Origin of the sequence: Salegentibacter salegens, from assembly GCF_900142975.1 — a bacterium.
GTDB classification, from domain to species: Bacteria; Bacteroidota; Bacteroidia; order Flavobacteriales; family Flavobacteriaceae; genus Salegentibacter; species Salegentibacter salegens.
Map to the genome: position 1 here is coordinate 2,344,268 of NZ_LT670848.1, position 16,149 is coordinate 2,360,416.

At 36.5% G+C, this 16,149-nt stretch carries 16 protein-coding genes; 12 read left to right on the plus strand and 4 right to left on the minus strand.

Going from position 1 to position 16,149, the window contains the following annotated elements; genetic code table 11:
- The first annotated feature begins 51 nt into the window (after positions 1 to 51).
- The 7 genes from B5488_RS10465 to B5488_RS10495 all read left to right on the plus strand — a co-directional run bounded on the left by B5488_RS10465 (position 52) and on the right by B5488_RS10495 (position 4,528).
- Positions 52 to 1,251: a vWA domain-containing protein gene (locus B5488_RS10465; RefSeq protein ID WP_079735213.1), complete on the plus strand. Its 1,200-nt coding sequence runs from the start codon at positions 52 to 54 to the stop codon at positions 1,249 to 1,251.
- Positions 1,252 to 1,330: 79 nt separating this feature from the next.
- Positions 1,331 to 1,966, plus strand: a complete 636-nt coding sequence (locus B5488_RS10470; protein WP_079735214.1) for a hypothetical protein — start codon at positions 1,331 to 1,333, stop codon at positions 1,964 to 1,966.
- Positions 1,967 to 2,000: 34 nt separating this feature from the next.
- Positions 2,001 to 2,366, plus strand: coding sequence for a cupin domain-containing protein (locus B5488_RS10475; RefSeq protein ID WP_079735215.1), 366 nt, complete (start codon positions 2,001 to 2,003; stop codon positions 2,364 to 2,366).
- A gap of 143 nt (positions 2,367 to 2,509) precedes the next feature.
- A complete protein-coding gene (locus B5488_RS10480) occupies positions 2,510 to 3,127 on the plus strand; it encodes a DEAD/DEAH box helicase (RefSeq protein ID WP_079735216.1) in 618 nt (205 codons plus the stop codon).
- Between the two features lie 22 nt (positions 3,128 to 3,149).
- Complete coding sequence (locus B5488_RS10485; protein WP_079735217.1) at positions 3,150 to 3,575, plus strand: DUF4174 domain-containing protein; 426 nt, start codon at positions 3,150 to 3,152, stop codon at positions 3,573 to 3,575.
- A 118-nt stretch (positions 3,576 to 3,693) separates the two neighbouring features.
- Entirely contained in the window at positions 3,694 to 4,041 is a 348-nt protein-coding gene (locus B5488_RS10490) for a hypothetical protein (RefSeq protein ID WP_079735218.1), read from the plus strand.
- 61 nt (positions 4,042 to 4,102) lie between these two features.
- Positions 4,103 to 4,528 carry a putative quinol monooxygenase gene (locus B5488_RS10495; protein WP_106197084.1) on the plus strand — a complete coding sequence of 142 codons (426 nt, stop codon included), beginning with the start codon at positions 4,103 to 4,105 and terminating at the stop codon, positions 4,526 to 4,528.
- A 62-nt stretch (positions 4,529 to 4,590) separates the two neighbouring features.
- Here the strand turns inward: B5488_RS10495 and B5488_RS10500 are convergent, their stop codons facing one another.
- The gene (locus tag B5488_RS10500; RefSeq protein ID WP_079735219.1) at positions 4,591 to 5,058 is read right to left on the minus strand and encodes a CBS domain-containing protein; all 468 of its coding nucleotides are present in this window, start codon (positions 5,056 to 5,058) and stop codon (positions 4,591 to 4,593) included.
- A gap of 135 nt (positions 5,059 to 5,193) precedes the next feature.
- Between B5488_RS10500 and B5488_RS10505 the strand changes: the two genes are divergently transcribed.
- Positions 5,194 to 7,509: a M28 family peptidase gene (locus B5488_RS10505; protein WP_079735220.1), complete on the plus strand. Its 2,316-nt coding sequence runs from the start codon at positions 5,194 to 5,196 to the stop codon at positions 7,507 to 7,509.
- Between the two features lie 151 nt (positions 7,510 to 7,660).
- Positions 7,661 to 8,461: an NAD(P)H-binding protein gene (locus B5488_RS10510; protein WP_079735221.1), complete on the plus strand. Its 801-nt coding sequence runs from the start codon at positions 7,661 to 7,663 to the stop codon at positions 8,459 to 8,461.
- Between the two features lie 189 nt (positions 8,462 to 8,650).
- Here B5488_RS10510 and mfd read toward each other — a convergent pair whose 3' ends face one another.
- Positions 8,651 to 12,124, minus strand: a complete 3,474-nt coding sequence (gene mfd, locus B5488_RS10515; RefSeq protein WP_079736583.1) for a transcription-repair coupling factor — start codon at positions 12,122 to 12,124, stop codon at positions 8,651 to 8,653.
- A 185-nt stretch (positions 12,125 to 12,309) separates the two neighbouring features.
- Here mfd and B5488_RS10520 point away from each other — a divergent pair, with 185 nt between their 5' ends.
- The 3 genes from B5488_RS10520 (at position 12,310) to B5488_RS10530 (ending at position 14,491) form a co-directional block, all read left to right on the plus strand.
- Positions 12,310 to 12,525: a hypothetical protein gene (locus B5488_RS10520; protein WP_079735222.1), complete on the plus strand. Its 216-nt coding sequence runs from the start codon at positions 12,310 to 12,312 to the stop codon at positions 12,523 to 12,525.
- A gap of 73 nt (positions 12,526 to 12,598) precedes the next feature.
- Positions 12,599 to 13,024, plus strand: a complete 426-nt coding sequence (locus tag B5488_RS10525; RefSeq protein ID WP_079735223.1) for a putative toxin-antitoxin system toxin component, PIN family — start codon at positions 12,599 to 12,601, stop codon at positions 13,022 to 13,024.
- Between the two features lie 108 nt (positions 13,025 to 13,132).
- Complete coding sequence (locus B5488_RS10530; RefSeq protein ID WP_079735224.1) at positions 13,133 to 14,491, plus strand: dihydrolipoyl dehydrogenase family protein; 1,359 nt, start codon at positions 13,133 to 13,135, stop codon at positions 14,489 to 14,491.
- Positions 14,492 to 14,527: 36 nt separating this feature from the next.
- Here the strand turns inward: B5488_RS10530 and B5488_RS10535 are convergent, their stop codons facing one another.
- Complete coding sequence (locus B5488_RS10535) at positions 14,528 to 15,319, minus strand: hypothetical protein (RefSeq protein WP_079735225.1); 792 nt, start codon at positions 15,317 to 15,319, stop codon at positions 14,528 to 14,530.
- 1 nt (position 15,320) lies between these two features.
- Positions 15,321 to 15,956 (minus strand): ligase-associated DNA damage response endonuclease PdeM, encoded by a 636-nt coding sequence (gene pdeM, locus B5488_RS10540; RefSeq protein WP_079735226.1) that lies wholly within the window; start codon positions 15,954 to 15,956, stop codon positions 15,321 to 15,323.
- Between the last annotated feature and the right edge of the window lie 193 nt (positions 15,957 to 16,149).

The following is a 16,149-nucleotide window of genomic DNA, read 5'->3' on the forward strand; positions in this document are numbered from 1 at the left end:
TTTTATGATTTTCGCATCTAATTAAAGAAAGAACTACTAAATTCAAATAAGATGGGAAAATTTATTAAAATATGCTTACTGTTTGCACTCTTCATCATTATTGGATGTAGTGAAGACCCTTTAAGTGAATCAACAGATGAAACGGGTGATGCCCTTCGTAATTCTTACGGTGAATCCTCCGGAGACCCTTCGGCTGAAAATCCTAATACCGGAAATGGCGATTCTGATTCATCGGGACTAATTACTGCGGGAGAATGGAACGATCTGGAAAACTGGAACTTTTGGCTTGATTTAAATAATAACCAGGATTTTGCTGAAAAAATAAATCACTGGGAATTTTTCTTTAATAACCGGATTTCTATTTCCATACAAAACATGAGTGCATTGCCTGTTATAGATGCCGTTTTAGAATTAAAAAATGAGCAGGCTAATACAACCTGGTCTGCAAAATCTGATAATAATGGAAAAGCTGAGTTATGGATAAATCCTTTTGAAAATTCCTCTAATTTCGATCTAAACAATTATTCACTATGGGTAAATGGCGAAAAGATTAATACAACATTAAAAGGAATTGGTGAGGGTACAAATGAAGTGCAAATAAAACATACTAATGACACACCCACCAATGTTGAAATAGCATTTATTGTTGATGCTACCGGCTCAATGTCTGATGAATTGGAATTTCTAAAAGATGATCTGAAGAGTATTATTCAAAAAGTTGAAGGCTCAAATTCAAATCTTACTATTTTAACTTCATCGGTTTTCTATCGCGATACAGAAGACCAATACGTTGTTAGACATTCAGGTTTTACAAGCGATATAAATACCACTCTAGATTTTATTAATAAACAATCTGCTGCAGGTGGCGGCGATTTTCCTGAAGCAGTTCACACAGCCTTGAACACAGCATTAAATGATTTGCAATGGTCTGCCAATGCTCGCACACGTTTAGCTTTCTTAATATTAGATGCCCCACCACATCACAATCAACAGGTTATTTCTGATATTCAAAATTCAATAAAAAAAGCAGCTGAAAAAGGAATTAAACTTATACCTGTTACCGCAAGCGGAATTGATAAAGAAACCGAATTCCTGATGCGTTACTTTTCAATGGCTACCAACAGCACTTATGTTTTTATAACCGATCACAGTGGTATTGGAAATGACCATATTGAACCTTCTATAGGCGAATATGAAGTAGAATTTTTAAATGAATTATTAGTAAGATTAATTACTAAGTATTCTGAATAATTAAATCCAAACTTTCATAAAATTCCTTAGATGACTAAAGTTGCTATTCTCTATGAGAAAGCTTTTCTTGTAGAAAAAAATGCCACAAGAAGAACCCAAAGTTTGGTATGCCTGTTACGGCTCCAATTTATTAAAAGAACGCTTTAGCTGTTATATTGGCGGCGGTCGCCCTGCCAATGCCAAACGCGTTTATCCCGGTTGCAGCAATAAAACCCTACCCGAAAAATCTAAAGGAATTACTATAAACGGCGAACTTTATTTCGCTAAATCTTCCAAAACCTGGAGTGGTGGAGGCGCAGGTTTCATTCAATCAGACTTCGATAAAAACATTAAAACCCTGGGAAGAATGTACCTCATTACCCAGCAGCAATTTATTGATTTGGTCCAACAGGAAATAAAATTTGAAGGTGATTTTGATATAGATCTCAAACACGTAATTAAAAATCGTAGCCTGGATATGAAAAATAATTCCTGGTACGGGAAGATCATTTACCTGGGCGAAGATGAAGACTGTCCTATCTTCACTTTTACCAATGAAGATTATTTAAAAGATGAAATAAATTCCCCACACGAATTCTACCTAAAGATTATAATTGAAGGTTTGAAAGAAACCTATACAATGACTGATGAAGAAATTGAAACTTATTTAAAGAACAAAGAAGGAATTAAAGGTTTCCCCATTGAAGATAAATTACCACAGCTGATTAAAGGCTAAAGTTTCCGTATTTTATAGCTATAATTCACCAATTATGAATGATAAGAAAGTAAACCTTAAAGATAAATTCGAACTGTTTAATGAACATTGGACCCCTAAAATTATTGGCGAACTCAATGGTCAAAAGGTAAAACTCGCGAAATTAAAAGGAGAATTTGTGTGGCACGATCACAAAGAAGAAGATGAAATGTTCCTGGTTATTAAAGGAAGTTTGAAAATTGAGTTTAGAGACAAAACAATAACCTTAAATGAAGGCGAAATGTATATTGTTCCAAGAGGTGTAGAACATAATCCTGTAGCGACCGAGGAAGCCTGGGTTTTACTTTTTGAACCGGCGACAACGAAGCACACCGGTGAAGTAAAAGATAAACTAACTATTGAAGACCCGGATTGGATTTAAGGCTTCAATATCTATTCCCAAATTTTCTAAAAGCAATAATAGGATTATAGCACTTTAATTATTGGGAAAGCTATCTTTGTAAACTTCAGAAGCTTTTTAATTTCTTATTGAAAAATTAAATCAGGAGCTTTAAAATAAACCTTATGTCCTTTAAAAAACTGAATATCCCGCTTAAAGAAGCCCTGGAAAGGCTGGAAATTGAAAGTTCGCTTCCTTTTCAGAAACAAATTTTACCCAAAATTAAAAGCGGAAGAGATCTTTTTATCATTGCTCCTGAAGGTTCAGGAAAAACCACGGCGCTGGTAATAAGCACCATCCAAAAACTGGAAAGTGCTGCTTTTGAAGATGCTCCCCGTGCACTTATTTTTATACAAGATAAAGAAGCTGCCCTGGCACTGGAAGAAGAATTCAACAAATTCACTAGATATATGGATTTACGAATCTTTAGCGCTTTTGATGCACCAGATATAGAAAAACAGAAAAATGAAATTTACGACGGGGTAGATATCGTTATCGCCACCCCGAAGAAACTATTTAAACTTTTTAAAATTACCGGGATCAATGTAAGTCAGTTAAAGATCCTTGCGGTAGAAGACGCAGAATTTTTAACCAAAAACAGCGATTATCACGATTTAATTAGAATTCCGCAGCATATCACAAAATGTCAATACCTTGTTTTTGCCTCTACGATGAATCCAAAAATTGAACGCTTAAAAGATTCTTTTATGGCTCGCGCCGAAATGCTTAGACTAAAGGTATAGTAGATTTTTTGTATTTTAGAATATGCTAAAATCTATAAGTTGTTTTATCTTAATTTTCTCTTTTGCTATGAGTTTAAATGCGCAAGATCTTTCTAAACACCAATGGAAAGACCGACTAATTTTGATTATTGCTGAAGAGAAAAACGAAAAATTCCAGCAACAACTTATCGAACTTCAAAACCATCAAAATGGGCTTGACGATAGAAAACTAGTCGTTTACCAAATTCTGCCCGAAACATTTACCACCGGATTTAAAGAAGAAAACTGGAAGAATTCAAATGAACTCTTTCAAAAATATAAAGATGAAAAAAGCGATTTTCGGGTACTTCTAATTGGTTTAGATGGAGGCGAAAAACTGGAACAAACCGAAATACTTTCCGCAGAAAAACTTTTTAATACCATAGATAGTATGCCGATGCGCCAATCTGAAATGAGGAAAAACAGGTAACCCTACAAAAACCTGAATTTCAGCAATTCTTCAGCTTTTTCTTTATATTTATTGTGAAAACAAAATTTTAATTTCGAGGAAAGCCTTAAAAATACTTAATCCTCGATTATCGAGTTGTATGCAAAAATCCTGTTTGGAATGTGGCGAAAAAATTGTAGGTCGCGTAGATAAGAAATTCTGCAGCGATTATTGCCGCAATGCACATCACAACAACCTCAACAAAGACAGGAAAAATCTGGTTAGAAATGTAAATAACCTGCTTCGCAAGAATTATCGCATTTTAGAAGAATTCAATCCAAACGAAAAAACCACGATTAGTAAAAATAAATTACTCGCACGTGGTTTCAATTTTGAATACTTTACCAGCATCTATACAACCAAAACCGGTAAAGTCTATTATTTTGTTTACGACCAGGGATATCTTCCTCTAGAAAATGGAATTTACGCTCTGGTTAAACGTGGCTGACACTAAAATCAAAAACATAGCACATTTCCCGAAAGGGGATTTTATCAAAAATTAATACTAAATGAAATTTATAAAATCAGCTTTTACGATTCTAGCCTTAATCTTTTTAACCTACTCTTGTGGCGTTCAAAACAAGATGAAAACTACTACACCAAGAGATGAAATGCTTATCAGGATTTCTGAAATTAAAATAGAAGAGCAGTATCTCGAAGAGTATATAAAAATTTTAAAATATGAAGCTGAAGCTTCTGTTAGGTTAGAACCAGGCGTTATTTCTATCTACCCCATGTTTCAAAAAGAAAACCCCACCGAGATAAGAATATTAGAAATATATGCAGATAACGAAGCCTACAAAGCCCATCTAGAAACACCACATTTCAAAGAATATAAATCTTCAACACTTAATATGGTAGAATCCTTAAAGCTTATAGATATGGAAGCAATCGACGGTGAAACCATGTCAAAGATTTTTAAAAAGCTTGAATAATTAAAATCAAGCAATTTACCTCAAAGCATTTAAATCTCTGTTACCGAGTTTAAGCAAAGGCCTTAATCTCCCCAATTATTACTTTTTAAACGCACCGCTGCCCTAAGCACATCACTCTGACTAATTTGCCCTATAAGTTTGCCGTGTTCAACAATTGGAAAACGCCTAAACCGCTTTTCAATAAAGAGTTTTGCGGCATCCATAACATTCATATTTCCGTCTATGGTTTCCACATTACAAGTCATTCGCTTACCAATAGTAGTATCTTCTAAGGGCATATTGTAATACTGGCTGTCTGAAATTTGTTTCATACAATCTCCTTCAGAAATAAGACCTACCAACTTATTATTTTCATCTACAACACACCCACCAGATATTTTATGTTTAGTTAGCTTTTCAGCAACATCCAAAATATTTTCGTGCTCTTTAAAAGTAACCAGTGAGGTACTCATATAATCTCTAACCAACATGGGTGCGCTCTTCGGCTTCTCCGGTTCCGCCCTTTTTCCCTGAAAACTCTTAATACCCATAACTTAATTTTTTGATTACTAATAACTTAAATATAGGTAAAATTTAATTATTCTGAAAGCCTGCTTTCCTGTATTACTATTCCTTAAAATCTTAAGTATCTTTAAATCCTGTAACCCTTTTGTTTTTTCTGAATTATGCTGAAAAATATACCTCGCTTTTTCTCTTTCATTTTTATTGCTATTGCTGTTTGGTTTAGCCTTTACAGCAGTCAACCAAAAAATATTGAAGCTGAAGATGCGCCTGAAACTACTTTTTCTACCCAACGCGCCTTTAAACACGTTGAAGCAATTGCACAAAAACCCCATTATGTAGGGACTGAAGCGCATAGCAGAGTTAGAAATTATATTGTTGGCGAGTTGCAGAAAATGGGCTTACAAGCACAAACTCACGAAGATTACAGCCTTACTAAAAACGGAAACCTGGTTCGTCCCCAAAATATCCTGGCGCGTTTAGAAGGTAACGGAAATGGTGAAGCCCTTGTAATTATGACGCATTACGACAGCAATCCGCATTCTTCTCCCGGCGCCAGTGATGCCGGCAGCGGCGTGGGAACAATTTTGGAAGGAATTCGCACATTTTTAGCTGAAAATAAAAAGCACAAAAATGATATTATCATTCTATTTACCGATGCTGAAGAACTCGGTTTAAATGGCGCCGAACTTTTTATAAAAGACCATCCCTGGGCAAAAGATGCTAAACTGGCGCTTAACTTCGAAGCCCGCGGCAGCGATGGCGATTCTTTTATGTTTTTGGAAACAAATTCTGGAAATGCCGGACTTATAAATTCCTTTAAAAAAGCAAATCCTGAATTCCCAGTTACAAATTCGCTCGTTTATAGCGTTTATAAAATGCTGCCCAACGATACCGATCTTACTGTTCTTAGAGAGCAGGGTGATATTCCGGGTTATAATTTTGCGTTTATAGACGATCATTTTGATTATCACACTGCGACTGATACTCCCGAAAATTTAGATAAAAAAACTCTCGCACACCAGGGCAGTTATTTAATGCCATTACTTGACTATTTTAAAGATGCAGAATTAAGTGAAGTTAAAGCCGAAGAAGAAGTTTTATTTTTCAATATTCCTGGCGGCGAAATAATTAGTTATCCGTTTTCCTGGATTTTCCCAATGCTTATCGTAGCTCTTATCTTGTTTTTTATAATTATAGGCTACGGATTTTCACAAAACCGACTTCAGCTTAAACCAATTTTAAAAAGTATTATTCCGTTTGTAGTGAGTTTAGCCTTTTCCGGCTTATTGGTTTTTCTGCTTTGGAAATTTCTCCTTTTCAGCTACGCCGAATATTCTGAAATGGAACACGGCTTCACCTATAACGGCTACTATTATATCACAGCCTTTATTTCGCTGAGTTTATTAATTGCTTTTTTTTCTTATTATCGTTTTCGGCATATAGAAAATAAAGCCAACCTCTTCGTGGTACCTTTATTTTTCTGGTTGCTGCTTTGCACCTTGCTCGCATTCTTTTTAAAAGGTGCGGCCTATTTTATTATTCCGGCATTCTTTGCGCTACTGCAACTTTTTGTGATGATGAGACAGGAAAATCCAAATACCTTACTAATGGCTTTCTTAAGCCTTCCTGCGGTATTCATTCTAGTGCCGTTTATAAAGATGTTCCCGGTAGCCTTGGGCTTGAAAATATTGTTTGTCTCAGCTTTACTTACCGTTTTATTATTTCAACTGCTGTTACCCGTTTTCGCCTATTTCAGAAGTAATAAAAAAATTGCAGTCTTCTTCTTTTTAATTTTCAATATTCTTCTGATTGTAGCTCATTTTAAAGCTGATTTTACCGAAGAGCATCCCAAGCCAAATTCTCTGGTTTATTTAGCCGATGCTGATAATAATACTACTAACTGGTATTCTTACGATAAAATGCCAGACGAATGGACTGAAAAATACTTTGGTAAAGAACCGCTTATTGCTCCGGCAGAAATCAATACGCTTAGCAGTAAATATGGATCACAATTTACCTGGAAAACCAATGCGCCTGAAATTGATCTGGAAGAACCTTCCATTATTTGGAAAAAAACAGATTCTTCTGAAACTATAAATTCTTATCTCCTAAAGATTGCACCCAATAGAAACATTAACCGTATAGAACTTTTTGCCGACCGGGGAACCGATTTTGAAACTTTTAAAGTCAATAATAAAATTGCCGATAGCCTTTATCTGGGTCAGAATAAATTCCATATCCATACCCGCCGCTGGCACGAACGCCTGCTAACTTACCACGTTTCCAGTCGGGATACGTTAAGATTGGAATTTAGTTTAAAAAAGGATAAAAAACCGGAATTTACACTTTATGAATCCAGCTATGATTTATTAGAAAACGAAGCTTTAAATGTACCGCCAAGACCAAATACGATGATGCCGCGGCCTTTTGTACTCAACGACGCAGTAATATTTAAGAAAACCATAAGCCCAGAGTAGGTTTTGGTTTTGTAGCTTTGAGCTTATTGGTCGTCAAGCTGAATTTATTTCAGCTTCTAACATGATATTAATTTTAATCAAATTAGATCCTGAAATAAATTCAGGATGACGTTCTATAAAGCTTCTTAGACACTTTCATATAAGAGTAATTATGAACATATCAATATTAGGAACAGGCTGGCTGGGATTGCCGCTGGCAAAAAAACTGCAGGAAGAGCATACCGTAAAGGGCTCTGTGACCAGCCAGGAAAAAATGCAGGAATTGCGTGATGCTGAAATTACTCCCTATCAAATTAAAATTTTTACTGAAGGCGTTCAGGGCGATCTAACTTCGTTTCTGGCGCATTCTGAAATACTAATCATTGATATTCCCCCGGGTTTACGTAGCGATCCTGAGGCAGATTTTGTAGGTAAGATAGGCCGGATTAAAGATTATATAGAAAAATCTCCGGTAGAAAAAGTGATTTTTGTGAGTTCTACTTCAGTCTATAAAGACGAAGAAAACTTCCCTGAATACACCGAAGAAAACGAAGCTAACGGAACTTCTGAAGCCGCTAAACAACTTATTTCTTCAGAAAAAATGCTGTTAAAAAATGAACATTTTCAAACCACAGTTATCCGATTCGGTGGATTAATTGGTCCCGGGAGACATCCCGTAAATCACCTCGCCAACAAAACGGGGATTAAAAATCCGAAAGCCCCGGTAAACTTGATTCAGCAGGAAGATTGTATAGAAATTATAAACCAGATCATTAAAAAAGAAGCCTGGGGAAAAACTTTCAATGCTGTTTATCCTAAACATCCCAGTAAAGAAGATTATTACACCAAAACTGCTAAAGAAAAGAACTTAAATATTCCCGAATTTGATCCAAATAGTGTTTCTAAAGGGAAGAAGATAAATTCGGTAAATTTAAAAGAGGTTTTAGGGTTTGAGTTTAAGGAAGCTATTTAACGGCTTAGATTCCGAAACAAGTTCGGAATGACGTAAATAAGAAAGACCTCACAGGTTTTAAAAACCTGTGAGGTCTGATATATCAAAAGCTCCTTCCCTTTCTAAGGGAAGGTGGCATTTCGAAGGAATGACGGAAGGGTTCAACCACCCCGGCCTTTCGGCCACCCTCCTTAAAAAGAATGGGAACATTTAAGCAGTCTTTTCTACTTCTTCTTCCTTCACCCTAAAATCCAAAGGCTCTAAAACTTTTAAAGCACTTTCTATAGAGGTAATCTTTTCAAAAGTTAAGAGCAAACGTAAACCGTTTCGGGTTTTCTTCTCTTTCATTGTACATTTATGCTTATGCGTTTGCACATATTGCAGCACTTTGGTAAACGTATTGGTTTGGTAAAACCTGGATTGCTGATCGGATATAAAATAACCTATCAATTTTCCTTGTTTAAGGATAATTTTTTCCAAACCTATACTCGCCGCGATCCATTTTATTCTCACACTATTAAGTAAATCTACCGCTTGGATTGGTAATTCCCCAAAGCGATCTACAAGTTCAGCCTCGAATTTTTTCAAGTCTTCTTCCGAAGTTATTTTGTTTAACTGCGTATATAAATTTAGCCTTTCGGTAATATTATTTATATAATCATCAGGGAAAAGAATCTCAAAATCGGTATCGATTTGCGCATCTTTTACAAAAGTTTTATCCTCTATATTTTCAGATTCGCTGTACAATTCCTGGAATTCGTTTTCTTTTAATTCCTCAATCGCTTCATTCAGGATTTTTTGATAAGTATCAAAGCCAATTTCATTGATAAATCCGCTTTGTTCGCCGCCCAATAAATCACCGGCGCCACGAATTTCTAAATCTTTCATCGCGATATTTATTCCGCTTCCCAATTCAGAAAATTGCTCTAAAGCGCTAATTCTCTTACGCGCATCTTCGGTCATTACCGAATACGGCGGCGTAATAAAGTAACAGAATGCTTTTTTATTGCTTCGGCCTACCCTACCCCGCATTTGGTGCAAATCTGAAACCCCAAAATTGTTCGCGTTATTGATAAAAATAGTGTTCGCGTTGGTGACATCGAGTCCGCTTTCCACGATTGTAGTAGAAACCAAAACGTCAAACTCGCCATTGATAAAACTCAGCATCAATCTTTCCAGTTTCTTTCCTTCCATCTGGCCGTGACCCACGCCTATCTTTGCATCAGGCACTACGCGCTGAATCATCCCCGCGACTTCTTTAATATTTTCAATTCTATTATGAATAAAGAAAACCTGCCCGCCACGCTGAATTTCATAAGAAACCGCATCCCGAATAGTTTCTTCGGAAAAACGAATTACATTGGTTTCTATTGGATATCTATTTGGTGGCGGTGTGGTAATGGTAGATAAATCTCGCGCAGCCATTAAACTAAACTGAAGGGTTCGCGGAATTGGTGTGGCTGTAAGCGTAAGCGTATCTACATTTTCTTTTATGGTCTTCAGCTTATCTTTTACCGAAACTCCGAATTTCTGTTCTTCATCTACAATTAGTAATCCCAGGTCTTTAAATTTCACCGCTTTATTAACCAGTTGATGTGTTCCAATAACGATATCTACTTTTCCGCTTTCAAGATCGGCTAGAGTATCCCGGCGTTCTTTGGTGGTCCTAAACCTATTTAAATAATCTACCGTAACCGGAAAATCTTTTAAACGTTCAGTGAAAGTTTCATGATGTTGAAACGCCAAAATAGTGGTAGGCACTAAAATCGCAACCTGCTTGCCGTTATCTACCGCTTTAAAAGCTGCCCTAATGGCAACCTCGGTTTTTCCAAAACCAACATCACCACAAACCAAGCGATCCATAGGGCGCTCGTTTTCCATATCTTCCTTTACCGCCTGGGTCGCGGTGCTTTGATCTGGCGTGTCTTCATACATAAAAGACGCTTCCAGCTCGTGCTGTAAGTAAGAATCCGGCCCAAAGGCAAAACCCTTTTGCAAGCGACGTTTTGCGTAAAGTTCAATTAAATTATAGGCAATATGCTTAACCCGGGCTTTGGTCTTTTGCTTTAATTTCTTCCAGGCATTGCTGCCCAATTTAAAGATCTTGGGCTCTTTGCCATCTTTTCCGTTATATTTTGAAATTTTATGTAGCGAATGAATGCTGAGATATAAAATATCGCGTTCGCCATAAAACAGCTTAATGGCCTCCTGTTTTTTGCCTTCTACGTCAATTTTCTGAAGTCCGCCAAATTTCCCTATTCCGTGGTCAATATGCGTCACATAATCACCGACTTCAAGATTACTAAGTTCTTTAATCGTAATTGCCTGTTTTTTAGCGTAACCATTTTTAAAATGAAATTTATGATAGCGCTCAAAGATCTGGTGATCGGTATAACAAATGTTTTTCCCCGCTTCATCTATAAATCCCTGGAATAAAGCCAAAGTAATTGTTTGGTATTTCACTTTACGTTCCTGGTCATCAAAGATATCGTGGAATCGCTTCGCTTGCTGTTCACTTACGCAGAAAATATAATTAGTATACCCGTTTTCCTGATTTTCAATTAAGTTATCGATCAGTAAATCGAATTGCTTATTGAAAGAAGGCTGGGGTTTTGTTTGAAACTCGATAAGTTTAACCCCAGCGTCACCCTCGACTTGATTCGAAGTCTCTTTCGACTTAGATCCCCGATCAAAAATCGGGGCAGGCTCTGAAACAAGTTCAGGATGACGAAAATAGGATTGATTACTCAGCTCTACAACGGCATATTCTTCCAGCTGACTTTTAATTAACTGACCATCACAAAACAACTCTTTTGGTTTGCTGTGTTTTACATCTTCAGAGAGCTTATCAAAAGCTTCTTCTGCCTTGCTAAAAAGTTTATCGGCCTGCGCGGTAAGCAAGTCCAGGTTTTTAACGAAAACCACCGTTTTATCTGAAATATATTTTAGAAAACTTTCCCGTATTTCATCCAAATGCTTGTTTTCAACATTCGGCATCACCGAAATTTTCTTCACCTTATCTGTAGAAAGCTGGGTTTCTACATCAAAACTTCTAATGCTATCTACTTCATCGCCAAAGAATTCAATTCTATAAGGCTCATCATTACTAAAGGAAAATACATCTATAATTCCGCCACGCACTGAGAATTCACCCGGTTCAGTTACAAAATCTACCCGTTTAAATTTATATTCGAATAAAACCTCGTTTATAAAATCTATAGAAAGTTCATCTTCAACAGAAATTTTCAACGTGCTTCTATCCAGTTCTTTTCGAGTAACTACTTTTTCAAATAAAGCGTCGGGATAAGTAACGATTATCGCCGGTTTTTTACGGGAGTTAATTCGGTTTAAAACCTCGGCCCGTAATAATACATTCGCATTATCGGTTTCTTCAATTTGATAAGGGCGGCGATAACTACCTGGATAGAAAAGCACATTTTTTTCCCCTACCAATTGCTCAAGGTCGTTTAGGTAGTAAGCCGCTTCTTCTTTATCGTTAAAAATCAGCAAAAAGGGTTTTTCCGCTTCTTTAAATGCATTGGCTGCAACAAAAGAAAAAGCAGAACCAACAAGGCCTTTTAGTTGAATTTTAGTACGATTTTTTTCAGAAGAGACAAGGGAATCCCTCAATTCCTGCTGTTGCGGGGATTGTGCAAAGCTTTGGGCGATAATAGTTTTACTCATTGGCGCAAAGATAATTGCAGAAATATTGTCCCGCAACCCCTCAACATTTTTTTAACGTTAGTTGATTTATACTTTTTTCTTTGCGGGATATTTCCAAGAATTAAATAGGGGATAAATTAGCACCTGACTCAAAATTTATTCATTACTGAAATGAAAAATAATGCTTAGCTTTACGAAAAGAGGAAATGGAAACTTTTCAAATTGACATATTAAATCCAAAAGCCAAGAAACTACTTAAAGATTTGGCCGATCTTAATTTGATAAAAATTAAGCCTTCGCAAAAAACCGATTTCTCTACTCTTCTTACTAAACTAAGATCTAAATCGACCGAAAAATTAAGTCTGGAAGACATAACTAAAGAGGTAGAAGCCTTGAGAAGATCACGCTATGAAAGCCCATAATGGGCATTTAAAAAGAATGGCAATACCAACTAACATAAAAAACCATATCAATGGTTTATGAATTTATGCATAGATGAAGAGTAAAAGAATAATCCTCGATACAAATCTCTGGATTAGCTTTTTGATTTCAAAAAATCACATGGAAATTGATCAATTGATTAAAACCGAAAAAGTGGTTTTAATCTTTTCAAATGAATTACTAGAAGAATTTATAGAAGTTGTAAAACGACCAAAATTCAAGAAATTCTTTGCTAAAAAAGATGTTGAAAAGCTCTTAAATATGTTTGATCAATTTGCTGATTTGATTAATATTACTTCAAAATCAAAAATTTGTCGGGACGAGAAGGATGATTTTCTATTAAATCTCGCGATAGATGGAAATGCAGACTATTTAGTTACGGGAGATAAAGATTTACTAATTCTCAAGAAAGTAAATAAAACAAAGATCCTGACTTACTCTGAATTGCTCGAAATACTTCTTAAAACTAATATCTCCTAGGATTCATAGGAATTCTTCTTCAAGTATCCTTTTATGGTTAGAATTTACCATTTCCATAACAGCAAAAACGCGTTTGGTTGGCTAATTTGCTGATAGAAACAATTTATTATGGGATTTGAGCATTTTGATGTATTTGTAATAGGAACCGGTACCGCCGGGAAAGGTGTTGCCAAAGACTGCGCTAGCGCGGGATGGAAAGTTGCCATCGCCGATAATAGAGAGTATGGCGGCACCTGCCCAAATCGTGGTTGTGATCCCAAAAAAGTATTGGTTGGTTTTACCGAAATTATAGATCGCTCCACTAAAATGCAGGGCAAGGGAATTACCAGAATGCCCGAGGCAAATTGGAGCGATCTAATGACTTTTAAAAAAACTTTTGTAGATGCCATTCCCGCCGCTACCGAAAAAGACCTTGCAGCGCTGGATATCAAAATGTACCACCAGTCTCCCAAATTTTTAGATGAAAATACGCTCTCTGTAGAAGGCAAAACGGTAACTGCCGATAAGATCGTGATCGCTACCGGGCAAAAAGCTATGCCTTTAAAAATACCTGGCGAAGAGTACGCCCTTTTAAGCGAAGATTTTCTGGATTTAAAAGAACTACCAGAAACTATGATTTTTATAGGTGCCGGTTATATTGGAATGGAGTTCGCCCATATCGCAGCCCGTTTTGGAGTAAAGGTAACGATGATGGATTTCGCGCCGCGCTCACTTTCCAATTTTGATGAAGATATGGTAAACTACATCCAGCAGGTTTCGGAAGAAGAATTAGGTATCGATTTTATTTTTAATGCCGAAGTAAATGAAATTGAAAAACTGCAAAAAAACTTTAGGGTAAAAGCTATTCAGGACGGGAAAGAAGTTTCGGCAAAAGCTGAAATGGTTTTTAATACCGCAGGGCGTGTCCCTTCCATTGAAGATCTGGAGCTGGAAAAAGGTAATGTGGCTTTTTCTAAAAAAGGAATTACTGTTAACGAATTTCTTCAAAACACTACGAACAAAAATGTATATGCCTGTGGCGATGTTTCAGACAGTGAAGGTCTGCCTTTAACCCCGCTTTCTTCACAGGAATCTAAAGTGGTTTCAGCAAACTTATTAAACAGAAAAGAACCTAAAAAAGCCGAATATCCACCTCAACCCACCGTTGTCTATACCTTACCAAAATTGGCTTCCGTAGGACTTTCAGAAAAAGAAGCTAAGGAGAAAGGATACGACTATACCTTAGAACATAAATTGGTTCCCGATTGGTTTAATGCAAAACATATAAATGAAAAGATTTATGCTTATAAGACGCTGGTAGATAAAAAAACCGGACTCGTACTCGGTGCTCATTTGGTAGGCCCGGAAGCTTCAGAGATCATTAATATGTTTGTGATGGCTATGTGTGGAAAGCTGGATTGCGAGACTTTAAAAAAGATGATCTTTACTTATCCCAGCTGGGCAAGTGATATTAAGGGAATGGTTTAAAAGTCTCCCCGACGTATCCTAAGAAGAGATGACAACCTAGGTTTTTTTGAAGAGTCTGGTCATAGGATTTGTTTCTTTATTTAGCCAACCGTGATAAATAATATTGGAAAATATAGCAACTGCACCAATTAAGGCTGAATATGCGATAAGCGGAATTTCACCAAAATGTCTAAAATAAATAGCGATTAGTGCCCAAACCCCAACCACAGCAAATTCACGCATATTTCTGCGCCAAATCATAGCGATATTAAGGAAAACAGCTATTGCAATCATAATTACCGTCCAAATTTCTTCACCGAAAAACGGCGCTGTCCAGCCTATTTTAGAAAGATAAGCTGAAACATTGGCAATACTGGCAACGGCGATCCATCCTGAATAGAGACAAATAGGCCACCAGCTAAAAGCCAGGATTTTTAATGGTGCATCCCAACGTTCCATATTGGTGTTCAGGATGATTTTTATAAGAGAGAAAAGAATTAAAAACATTAGCAATACTGAAACTCCCGTAAACTCATACAGCCACACAATAACCCAGGCAGCATTGGCCAGGTTTGCTGTTAAAAACCAGTAACCGGAATTTCTTAAAAACTCCAGATCATTTTTTGCTGAAAATGCCTGGAAAAGTTGATAACCAGAAAAGGCCAAAAGCGCAAGAAAGATTACTCCCCAAATCGCAAAAGCATAACCGGCAGGGGTAAAAAGATTATAATATTCGGCGCTAAGGCTGCCCATAGTATTCCCGTTGATGATTCCCGTTTGGGAAATATAACTAACCGCAATGATTAAAATTACCGAGATAAAATTGAGTACCGCAAGTCGTTTTTCCATCTTAGATGTTTTCTATTAAAATTACTTCATTTTGGGTAATCGCGTATGCTTTTTCCTCTTCATTTAGCTTCATCATAAAATTCCCGGTGAATTCTCCAAAAGCAGGAAAAATCAATTGATCTTTTCTTCGAAAAAAACAAGGCAATTTAAGGCTTTGCTTTGCTTTTCCGTTTAATCGGTAACCCGGGTGAATATGTCCGCAAATATTGAAGAACCCTTCCCGGGTTTCAGGATGATGGATTAATAAAAAACCACCTAAAATCCATTCAGAATGAATTTTTACGCCCAGTTCTTCATATTTTAAAGGAGAAATAATATCGTGATTTCCAGCAATTAAAATGACTTCGGCTTCGACAGCATCTAGCCAATTTTCGAATAATTTCCATTCACTATTTAGATCGCTATGAAAAAGATCGCCTAGAAAACAGACAATTTTAGGCTGAAATTTCCCCACTACTTCACTCAGTCTTAAAAAATTTGCATTGATCGCTTTATGAGGCACCGCACTTCCAAACTTCCTGAAATGCGAGATCTTTCCTAAATGAACATCACTTATCAGCAGGATTTCTTCTTCCTTCCAGAAAGCGGCACCGCTGGGGTGAAGTTCAAAGGTTTGGTTTTGGAGGTTTATGGTCATTGGTTTATTTGAGCAACTCAGAAAAAAATTAAAATCGTCATCCTGAATTTATTTCAGGATCTAAGATATTGATAACTAAAAACATGTTAGAAGCTGAAACGAGTTACCATTACGTATTTTTAAAATGCTAGTATCTAGGCTTATTATCTACTATAATTTAAATTGAAAATTGCCTTATTTAGAATGTTCTTCT

Excerpts from the sequence above, each read along its gene's own strand:
- B5488_RS10510 (WP_079735221.1), top strand. The coding sequence starts at position 7,661 with ATGAACATATCAATATTAGGAACAGGCTGGCTGGGATTGCCGCTGGCA.
- B5488_RS10520 (WP_079735222.1), top strand. The coding sequence starts at position 12,310 with ATGGAAACTTTTCAAATTGACATATTAAATCCAAAAGCCAAGAAACTA.
- B5488_RS10490 (WP_079735218.1), top strand. The coding sequence starts at position 3,694 with ATGCAAAAATCCTGTTTGGAATGTGGCGAAAAAATTGTAGGTCGCGTA.
- B5488_RS10530 (WP_079735224.1), top strand. The coding sequence starts at position 13,133 with ATGGGATTTGAGCATTTTGATGTATTTGTAATAGGAACCGGTACCGCC.
- B5488_RS10485 (WP_079735217.1), top strand. The coding sequence starts at position 3,150 with ATGCTAAAATCTATAAGTTGTTTTATCTTAATTTTCTCTTTTGCTATG.
- B5488_RS10465 (WP_079735213.1), top strand. The coding sequence starts at position 52 with ATGGGAAAATTTATTAAAATATGCTTACTGTTTGCACTCTTCATCATT.
- B5488_RS10535 (WP_079735225.1), bottom strand. The coding sequence starts at position 15,319 with ATGGAAAAACGACTTGCGGTACTCAATTTTATCTCGGTAATTTTAATC.
- B5488_RS10505 (WP_079735220.1), top strand. The coding sequence starts at position 5,194 with ATGCTGAAAAATATACCTCGCTTTTTCTCTTTCATTTTTATTGCTATT.
- B5488_RS10480 (WP_079735216.1), top strand. The coding sequence starts at position 2,510 with ATGTCCTTTAAAAAACTGAATATCCCGCTTAAAGAAGCCCTGGAAAGG.
- pdeM (WP_079735226.1), bottom strand. The coding sequence starts at position 15,956 with ATGACCATAAACCTCCAAAACCAAACCTTTGAACTTCACCCCAGCGGT.
- mfd (WP_079736583.1), bottom strand. The coding sequence starts at position 12,124 with ATGAGTAAAACTATTATCGCCCAAAGCTTTGCACAATCCCCGCAACAG.
- B5488_RS10470 (WP_079735214.1), top strand. The coding sequence starts at position 1,331 with ATGCCACAAGAAGAACCCAAAGTTTGGTATGCCTGTTACGGCTCCAAT.
- B5488_RS10525 (WP_079735223.1), top strand. The coding sequence starts at position 12,599 with ATGAAGAGTAAAAGAATAATCCTCGATACAAATCTCTGGATTAGCTTT.
- B5488_RS10500 (WP_079735219.1), bottom strand. The coding sequence starts at position 5,058 with ATGGGTATTAAGAGTTTTCAGGGAAAAAGGGCGGAACCGGAGAAGCCG.
- B5488_RS10495 (WP_106197084.1), top strand. The coding sequence starts at position 4,103 with ATGAAATTTATAAAATCAGCTTTTACGATTCTAGCCTTAATCTTTTTA.
- B5488_RS10475 (WP_079735215.1), top strand. The coding sequence starts at position 2,001 with ATGAATGATAAGAAAGTAAACCTTAAAGATAAATTCGAACTGTTTAAT.